This window comes from Streptomyces sp. NPDC102278, assembly GCF_044766345.1.
Taxonomy (GTDB): domain Bacteria; phylum Actinomycetota; class Actinomycetes; order Streptomycetales; family Streptomycetaceae; genus Streptomyces.
In genome coordinates this window covers 1-1,130 of the sequence record NZ_JBIWLV010000047.1, presented here as the reverse complement: position 1 = coordinate 1,130, position 1,130 = coordinate 1, and the positions used below count along the sequence as shown (strand labels likewise).

1 protein-coding gene is annotated in these 1,130 nt (G+C 64.7%); it reads right to left on the bottom strand.

The genetic code is table 11. The features are described 5' to 3' along the window. On the bottom strand, window positions 1-977 hold a 977-nt coding region (locus tag ACIRO3_RS36865), incomplete at its 3' end, for an acyltransferase domain-containing protein (RefSeq protein ID WP_404144138.1). Window positions 978-1,130: the final 153 nt, after the last annotated feature.

Below are 1,130 nucleotides of genomic sequence, written 5' to 3'. Positions count from 1 at the left end.
ATGGTCCGGTGGCCCTTGCCCGCGTGTACTCCCGACCAGTCGAGATCCCCCGACGTCCCGTTCACATACGCCGCCAACGACCCGTGCACCTCCACCTGATCCACCCGATCACGACGCAACGTGCCCAACCACAACGGCTGATCCCCCACCCACGAAGCACGCGCCAACGACGTCAACTGCGGATGCGAACCGATCTCCCACACCACCCCCGCACCCGACCCACTCACCGTCGCGACCGCCTCACCGAAACGAACCGGCTCCCGAATCGCCCGACCCCAATACCCCGGATCCACCACCGACCCCGCCGAATGCCACCCACCCGACACCGACGACACAAACCCCACCACCGGAGCCGACAACCCCACACCCCCCACCGCCTCCACAAAAGGCGCCACCGCACCCTCCATCAGAACCGAATGAAACGCATGACTCACCACCAACGGAGAAGTCCGCAAACCCGACCCCGCACAAAACGCCGCCACCGAATCCGCCGGCCCCGAAACCGTCACCACCCGCGGCGCATTGAAAGCCGCCACCTCCACACCCACAAACCCCGCCAACGCCTCCACCACAACCCCGACATCCCCATGCACCACAGCCATCGCACCCCGACCCGGCTGCGCCTCCATCAACTCCCCACGCAACACCGTCAACCGCAACAGATCCGCCAACCCCAACACACCCGAAGCCCACGCAGCAGTCAACTCACCCAGACTGTGACCCACCACCGCATCCGCCCGAACCCCCACCGACTCCAACCACCGCACCAACCCCACCTGCACACACACAATCCCCACCTGCGCATACCGCGTCCGATCCAACCCCCCACCCACACCGAACAACACATCCAACAAAGGCACATCCAAACGCCCCACCAACAAACCCGCACACTCATCCAACGCAGCCCGAAACACCGGCTCCGTCACATACAAACCCCGCCCCATCCCCACATACTGCGAACCCTGACCCGTAAACATGAACACATTCGAAACCGCCCCACCCCCCCTACGAGAAACAACAGCCCGACCCTCCGCCACATCCCGCAAACCAGCCCTCACCACACCCGCGTCAACACCCGCCACCACCGCACGAAAACGATGCCCCGCACGCCCCACATTCGCCGAGAAAGC